At 67.4% G+C, this 6,995-nt stretch carries 6 protein-coding genes and 1 pseudogene; 4 read left to right on the top strand and 3 right to left on the bottom strand.

Features of this window, described 5'->3' with window-relative positions; translation table 11 throughout:
- Positions 1–765 precede the first annotated feature (765 nt).
- A complete protein-coding gene (copM, locus tag HMPREF9440_RS12365; RefSeq protein ID WP_050816035.1) occupies positions 766–1,566 on the top strand; it encodes a CopM family metallochaperone in 801 nt (266 codons plus the stop codon).
- A 298-nt stretch (positions 1,567–1,864) separates the two neighbouring features.
- Here copM and HMPREF9440_RS00740 read toward each other — a convergent pair whose 3' ends face one another.
- Entirely contained in the window at positions 1,865–2,995 is a 1,131-nt protein-coding gene (locus tag HMPREF9440_RS00740; RefSeq protein ID WP_008540522.1) for an MFS transporter, read from the bottom strand.
- A 303-nt stretch (positions 2,996–3,298) separates the two neighbouring features.
- Here HMPREF9440_RS00740 and HMPREF9440_RS00735 point away from each other — a divergent pair, with 303 nt between their 5' ends.
- The 3 genes and pseudogenes from HMPREF9440_RS00735 to HMPREF9440_RS11760 all read left to right on the top strand — a co-directional run.
- Positions 3,299–4,225 (top strand): LysR family transcriptional regulator, encoded by a 927-nt coding sequence (locus HMPREF9440_RS00735; RefSeq protein ID WP_008540518.1) that lies wholly within the window; start codon positions 3,299–3,301, stop codon positions 4,223–4,225.
- A gap of 58 nt (positions 4,226–4,283) precedes the next feature.
- A complete protein-coding gene (locus tag HMPREF9440_RS11095; protein WP_008540515.1) occupies positions 4,284–4,430 on the top strand; it encodes a hypothetical protein in 147 nt (48 codons plus the stop codon).
- A 163-nt stretch (positions 4,431–4,593) separates the two neighbouring features.
- A pseudogene (locus tag HMPREF9440_RS11760) lies at positions 4,594–5,088 on the top strand (O-acetyl-ADP-ribose deacetylase); the annotation flags it as partial.
- 292 nt (positions 5,089–5,380) lie between these two features.
- Here HMPREF9440_RS11760 and HMPREF9440_RS00725 read toward each other — a convergent pair.
- On the bottom strand, positions 5,381–6,697 hold the full coding sequence (locus tag HMPREF9440_RS00725) for a Fic family protein (protein ID WP_008540510.1): 1,317 nt from the start codon (positions 6,695–6,697) through the stop codon (positions 5,381–5,383).
- Positions 6,698–6,753: 56 nt separating this feature from the next.
- Positions 6,754–6,995, bottom strand: a 242-nt coding sequence (locus HMPREF9440_RS11610) for a hypothetical protein (RefSeq protein WP_216586048.1), incomplete at its 5' end; no start/stop codon positions are given.

Raw genomic sequence — 6,995 nt, 5'->3', positions numbered from 1 at the left:
TGAGAGTCGCAGCAGCGAGGAAGTTCAGGAAAGAGCCGAGGGTGCTTTCACCACCCGACGGCCGAGCGCCCGCCGCCATTCCGTCGGAGGCCGTCATCCGGTCGGTCGAAATTCTTCGGCCTCCGCCCGGGTGCCTTTACCGGCACCTTTCCGGCCCGCCCGAGCTCCTCGGTGCGGGCCTTTTCTTGTCTTCGAGCCTTCGCCCGCGGGAGGCCGCCCGCCCGTCCGACGGTTCCTCCGGGCGGGCGGCGTTCCCGGTTCGCGGCAGACGTTTCGGCGGCCCCGCTTCGGCCGTTTTCTATCGACGCGATCGGGGTGCGCCCGCGGCGCGCCGCGCTTCCCGATCGGGAAGCCCCCGGAGGACGCCCGCCGGTCACCGCAACCCGACCCCGGCCGCCGCTTCCTGCCGACCACCCGCGCCCCTCGCGGGCTCTCCGACCTTCTCACCCGTCCGCCCCATATCCCACCTCGGCCCGTCCCTCAACGTAAAGATGCGTAAAGACGCGCTCACCCGCGCATACGGTTTCTTAGCCCGCCCTTTCCGATCTGCAACCTCGGTGAAGGTTTGTTTCCGCGGCCGGACCCTAAGCAAAAACCCTCATAGAATGCCCTTCATCCGCCCGGTGCGGCGCGCCCTGCGGCGGCACCCGCACGGCGCGCCCCGGCCGGACCGACAACCCGAACCCGAACCCAAACCCCGATCACCCGATCTCCTCGTCCCCGGCCCCGCAGGCCTGAGACGTCCTCTCGAAGAAGGAACCCGTCATGAACATGAAGCGCACCGTCCTCGTCCTCTCCGCCCTCGGTCTTTTGGGCACCGGCCTCGCCGTCCAGGCGATGCCGCACCACGACGCCTCCGGCGTCCCCGCCTGCTGCGACGCGGGCGCCGACCCCGTGGGCCACATGGGTCACATGGGGCACGCGATGGGCGGGATGAGCGGCATGAACCCGCACGCCATGATGATGTCCGGGATGAGTGAGGCCGACCTGGCGAAGCTCACGCCCATGCAGCAGGAACTCATGCAGGGGATGAACCAGATGCACGGCGCGATGCACGACGGCATGACGCACAAGAACCCCGACGCCGCCTTCTCGGCCGGGATGATCCCGCACCATCAGGGCGCGATCGCGATGGCGGAAGTCCAACTGAAGTACGGCAAGGACCCCGAAATGCGCAAGCTCGCCCAGGCGATCATCGACGCGCAGGGTCCTGAAATCGCCCGCATGAACGACTGGATCATCAAGCACCCGAACGCGATGAAGGAAAAGGCCAAGAGCCACGCCGACATGCTCCCGATGCACCAGGAGCTCTTCGCCGGCATGACCGCCATGCACGACGGCATGATGAAGGGCATGATGCAGGCGGACGCCGACGTGGCCTTCGCCGCCGGCATGATCCCGCACCACCAGGGTGCGGTCGACATGGCGAAGGTGGAACTCAAGTACGGCAAGGACGCCGACATGAAGAAGCTCGCCGAAGAGATCATCGCCGCGCAGGGTCCCGAAATCGAACAGATGTCGAAGTGGCTCGAAGCCCGCGGCATCGACCCCGCCCAGTTCATGTGATGAAGTAATCGTCTGGACGGCCCCGAACAGCGACGAGCAACGCGCTGGAGCAGCGCCCCGAAGCCCTGACCGCTTCGGGGCGTTTTTCATGGGCGGCGAGGGCCTTGCCGACGGGGACGCGCGGTGTCCGGAGGTTGAGCGCGGAGATCCTCCGCGCCCGACCCGGTCGCGAACAACTTCCGAAAGACGCCCCGCAGGAGGCCCCCGCCAAGGGCACCCCTCAAACGATGAGAGGACGGCTGTCGAACCGTCCTCCCACGTCTCTCATCGGAGCGCCGCCGTCAAAGCAGGCCTTTCATCAGAGCGCCGCGGACACCCGTCGCGTCCCGAGCCCCACGACGACGAGGAGCCCCGCCAGCACCGCGAAGGCATGAAGGAGCGACGAGTATTCCGACACGAACCCGAGAAGCGCCGGGCCGGCGGTGAGCCCCGCATACCCGATCGTCGTCACGGCGGTGACGGCAGGCAAAGCGGGCATCGTGCGCTGGCGGGAGGCCGCCGAGACGATCAAGGGCGCGACGTTCGCGATTCCAAGCCCCATCATGAAGAGCGCGGTCAAGACGACGGCCGGCACCGGGAACGCGACCATCGCCGCCAAGGAAGCCACCATCAGGAGCACCCCGCCCCAGACCATGCGCACGGCGCCCAACTTCGTGACGAGCTTGTCGCCCACCAGACGCGCCAAGGCCATCGCGATCACGAAGAGCGTGTAGCCGATCCCGGCCTCTTCCAAACGGACGCCCGCTTCTTCCTTCAAGAACAACGCCGACCAGTCGAGCATGGCACCTTCGGCCAAGAAGATCACGGCGCAAAGGAGCGCCAGCCCCCACACGACGCCCTTGGGCATCTCGAAGGCACCCTCCTCTTCGCGGCAGAGCGGGAGCTCCAGCACGCCCGGGAGCGACCAGATGAAGACGACGCCCAAAAGCGCCATCATGATCGTGGTCGCGGCGAAGGGCGTGAGCCCGAACCAGAGCGCGCCCGAGACCGCCACGGCGGCCGCCACCTCGCCGATCGAGTAGAAGGCGTGGCAGCCCGACATGAGGCGCCGCCCGTGGTGGCGCTCCAGCGCCGCACCGTAGAGGTTCATCGAGACCTCAAGGCACCCCAACGTCACGCCGTAGAAGAAGAGAGACGCGCACTCGATGAGGTAGCCCGGCACGGCGGCCAAAAGAATGAGCGCGAGACACGAGCCCAGCCCCGAGAGCGCGATCGAGCGGCGGGGGCCCAAGGTGACCGCAAGCCACCCGGCCAACGGCATCCCGAGAATGGAGCCGAAGCCGAGCATGAGAAGAAGAATGCCGAGAGAAGAAGGACTGGCCTGAAGCGCTTCCTTGACGAACGGGATGAGCGGCGCCCAGGCGGCGATGGTGAAGCCGGCCGTGAAGAAGCCGACGTAGGAGGCGGTGAGCCCCTTCCGTGAAGACATAAAAAACCGGGGGTTGTGGAACTTGAGCTCATTATGGTTGGAAAATTCCGGAGGAGCCAGTTTGCACCCATCGGAAATTCCGATGGATAATCCAACCACCCGTATTCAGAATCCGCCACGTACCGGGCGATTGCGGAAGGTGAACGGAAAAGCGGTGGGCGGCCATTTCGGGTCTGCATGTAGGGTTGCATGTGGAGCTGCATGTGGGGCTGCGTGAGGGCTCCTCCGGCAGCGCCCCGCCCACCTCCGTCTTCGCACGCCGCGCCGTCCTTCTTCAACCCATCTTCAGCAGAGGAGCTCACCATGTCCGACGTGCTCGACCTCGACTTCATGAAGGCCTTCGTCGAAAGCGAAGCCGAAGGAAGCTTCTCGAAGGCCGCAAGGCGCTTGGGCCGCAGCCAGTCGGTCGTGTCGGAACGCATCGCCGCGGCGGAGGGCGTCCTCGGATACCCTCTCTTTCACCGCGGCAGAACCCTGAGGATTACGGAGCGCGGCCGGGAGCTCCTCCCCCGCGCGAAGCTGGTGCTTGAGCACTACGGCCACTTCGCGCGCGACGCGGAATCGCTCGCGCATACGGAGACGGGGACCCTTCACATGGGGGTGGACCTGGGGCTGACGCCCGCGATGATCGCGACGCACTTGGAAGCGTTCGCCCAGGCCTTTCCCCGGGTCGATCTTCAGATCGAGACGCTCACGTCCTTCGACACGGCCTGGTTCTTCCGGCATTCCGGCATGTCGATGGCGTTGGTCTTCAAGGACAGCACGACCGCCCAGTTTGAAGAAACCCAGATCGCGACGATTCCGATGGTGTTGGTCGCGGCGAAGACGCACCCGGTCGCGCAGTCCGCGCCCGACGGGATCGTGAGCCTCGAAACATTGAGGGAGCACCGTCAGATCGTCATCACCGCCCGCGACCCGGACGCGCCGCCGCCCCTCATCGTGTCGTCGCGCTTCTGGTCCATCAATTCCGGGACGCACGCCCTGTCGCTCGCCGCCCGCGGGCTCGGGTGGGCGGTGCTCTCGAGGCGCGTGCTCGCCGCCAACCCCGCGTGGGCGAAGGCGGTGACGGTGTTGGATTCGGTGCTCCCGTTGCCCAAGGAGCGGCTCGTGCTGGAGTCATCCTTGGAAAAGGTCAACCCCACGTTCTTCGCCTGGTGGCGGCACGCGCTCCTCAAGTGGGGGAAGACGTGGCGCCCGGCGGATCCGCAGCCGGCGTCGCAGGGGCCGTGAGATCGGAGAGGGTGCCGAGGCGAAGTCGCGCGAACTCGCGAAGTACGTCGAACCGATCGTGCGCGCGGGCGGCGCGGAGTTCCTCGACGCCGCCGCGGTGGTGGGCACCCCGAAGCAGGCGGACGGCGTGCACCTCACGCCCGAGCAGACCAAGGCGTTGGGTGAGGCCGTTGCGGCGAAGGTCAAGGAGATGTTCCCCAACTGACGGCTGACGGTCACCGGCGGGCCGGGCGTTCCCGAAGCCGGGGACGCCCGCGAAGCCCCGTTCACTTCGTAGAATCGTCTGAAGAGGCGGCGCAGGCGCATCCGGCGCCCGCGCCGCCTTCTCTCTTTCTCCAAATCTCTGCGCAGCCCTCCGGAGCCCCCTCATGCCCACCCTCTTCGTCAAGACCGGCGACATCACCGAAGAAGCCGTCGACGCGATCGTCAACGCCGCGAACGCGACGCTCCGCGGGGGCGGCGGCGTCGACGGGGCGATTCACCGGAAGGCCGGGTGGGAACTTTTGGAGGAGTGCGTCCGGTTGAAGGGCTGCGCCCCGGGCGACGCCAAGATGACGCGCGCCTACCGGCTCCCCTGCCGAGCGGTCATCCACACGGTGGGGCCCATTTGGAAGGGCGGCGCTCAGCGGGAGGCCGAGACGCTCGCGTCCTGCTGGCGGACGTCCCTCGACATCGCCCTGCGGGAGGGCTTCCGGACGGTGCGCTTTCCCTCGATCTCGACGGGGTCCTACGGCTACCCCATCCGCGAGGCCGCCCGGATTGCGGTCTCGACCGTGCTCGCGCATCCTTTTGCCGGAGAAGTGGGGATCGTCTGCTTTACGGATGAGGACCGGGCCGTCTACCAGGAAGCCCTGGAGGAGGCGCTGCGGGAGGGCGTCGGGGCGACCGTGAAGGGAGGAGCGGCCGGGGCCGGGGACCCCGCGGCCGCGCCCGGAGCCCTGCCCGTCGATGCCGGGGACGCATGGGCCCGGATCCCGACCGACGCGCTTCTCGTGGCCTACGCCCGGCGCTTCAAGGCGGCCTTCCCCGCCGGGCGCTTCGCGCCCGACGAGGCGCTCCTGCGGGCCGCTCTTGTTGAGTGCCTGCGGGAGGGGAAGGCGTTCGATCCGACGAACCTCGACAAGTACAGGTGAGGTCGGCGGCTGTTCGAACCGGTCATCGTCCGCCCATCCCCTCCTCCCAGAGCCCGACCAATCCGACCCACGCAAAGCGCCGACTGCGCCTACGGCCGGTGACCTCACGGAGCACCCCGGCCTCGACGAACGCCTCCACCAGAGCGGTCACCGTCGGGAAACTCAACCCCAACGCCTTCGCCGCCCAGCCGATCTCGATCACGGGGTTCGCTTCCAGAAAGTCCAGAAAGGCGAGCTTCCGGCGCCCGGCCGCGGAAGAAGCCGACTCCGGTCTCCCGGACTCTCCCGCCCCGACCGCCATGACCGCCGCCTCGGCCTCCCGCCTCACGGCCCGGGTCCCGCGGAGGATCCAGGCCGCCTCGTCGGCGCTCCGCCCGAGGATATCGAGGAAGAACCGCACCCAGCCCTCGAAGTCCCCGCGCTCCCGCACGGCCGTGAGCGCGGCGTAGTAGTCGCCTCTCCTTGCGAGAATCGGGACGGAAGGCGCGATCAACGCCGCCGCCCGGACGCCCGACGCCAAAAGTTCCCGTAGGATGAGCGCGCGCCCGAGGCGGCCGTTCCCGTCCCGGAAGGGATGAATGGTTTCGAACTGGTAATGGATGAGCGCCGCGCAGATCAACGGATCCAGCGGACCGAGCGGATCCGTCCCGCTCCGGTCCGTGCGGGCGAGATCCTTCATCAGCGCGGGCACGTCGTCGGGGTGCGGCGGGATGTAGGCGGATTCGATGGAGGACCCGCGCGGCCCCACGCCGACCAACTCCCGGCGGAAGGCGCCCGCGCCGGCGTCGCCGGGGAAGAGTTCGGCGTGCGCGGCGAGAAGCGCCGACCAGGGATCGCTTCCTTCAATCCACTCCGCCCGACCGTCTTGACCGTTTTGACCGTTTTGACCGTTTTGACTGAAAGGAGGTTCCAAGAGCAGCTCCGTCGCCCGAACGAGCCGACCAACGGCGGCGACGTCTTCCTTGTCTTCCGAAGCGTTGGGGTGAAGGAGCGCCGTCCAGTCCGCCCGGATCCCTTCGACGGCCGAGGACGCGCCCGCTTCGCGAAGCATCGTCATCCGGCGGAAGGTCGTCAGGAAGTCCCGGCCTTCAGCCTTTCCCGAGGTGCGACGAACGTTGAAAGCATCCACCTCAAACCCACCGGCAAGCCCCTCTGCGAGCCCCTCCAGATAGGCGAGCCGCGCGCGAACGTCCGTGAGCTCTGCGTGGAGCTCCCGGGTGAATTCGAGCGGCGGGTCGGGCGGGAGCGGCGCCGGCACGAAGGTCTCGACGGTCGTGCGGCTGAAGCCCTCGACCGGGCGGCTGCGGAGCGTGCCCGCGCGGGGCGATGGCGTGCGCATGAGGTGGTTCCTGACGGGGAGAAAAACTTCAAAAGCGAAGTCGGTTGTTCAAAATTTTAGGACTTTTCCTGAACAACGATGCGGACCGACGGCGAACGTACGGTGAACCAACCACGAACCAACAGCGCGCCCGCCCGCGCCCGGATCCGCCCGATCCACCCCTTAAAAAAGTCAGGGTTTTCACGCAGGAAACCGCGGTATCGGGCCGAACCGGACATTTTCGTCCCGCAGAAATCAAATGACAAATTCGCGTTCCCGTTTCCCATGAACCGTGAATTTCTCGCAAACGGGTACACTC

It is taken from the genome of Sutterella parvirubra YIT 11816 (assembly GCF_000250875.1).
Lineage (GTDB): Bacteria > Pseudomonadota > Gammaproteobacteria > Burkholderiales > Burkholderiaceae_F > Sutterella > Sutterella parvirubra.
The sequence above is the reverse complement of the archived record's forward strand: the minus strand, read 5'-3'. Positions and strand labels throughout refer to the sequence as shown.

Coding starts and splice junctions, on each gene's coding strand:
- copM (WP_050816035.1), top strand. CDS start 766: ATGAACATGAAGCGCACCGTCCTCGTCCTCTCCGCCCTCGGTCTTTTG.
- HMPREF9440_RS00725 (WP_008540510.1), bottom strand. CDS start 6,697: ATGCGCACGCCATCGCCCCGCGCGGGCACGCTCCGCAGCCGCCCGGTC.
- HMPREF9440_RS00735 (WP_008540518.1), top strand. CDS start 3,299: ATGTCCGACGTGCTCGACCTCGACTTCATGAAGGCCTTCGTCGAAAGC.
- HMPREF9440_RS00740 (WP_008540522.1), bottom strand. CDS start 2,995: ATGTCTTCACGGAAGGGGCTCACCGCCTCCTACGTCGGCTTCTTCACG.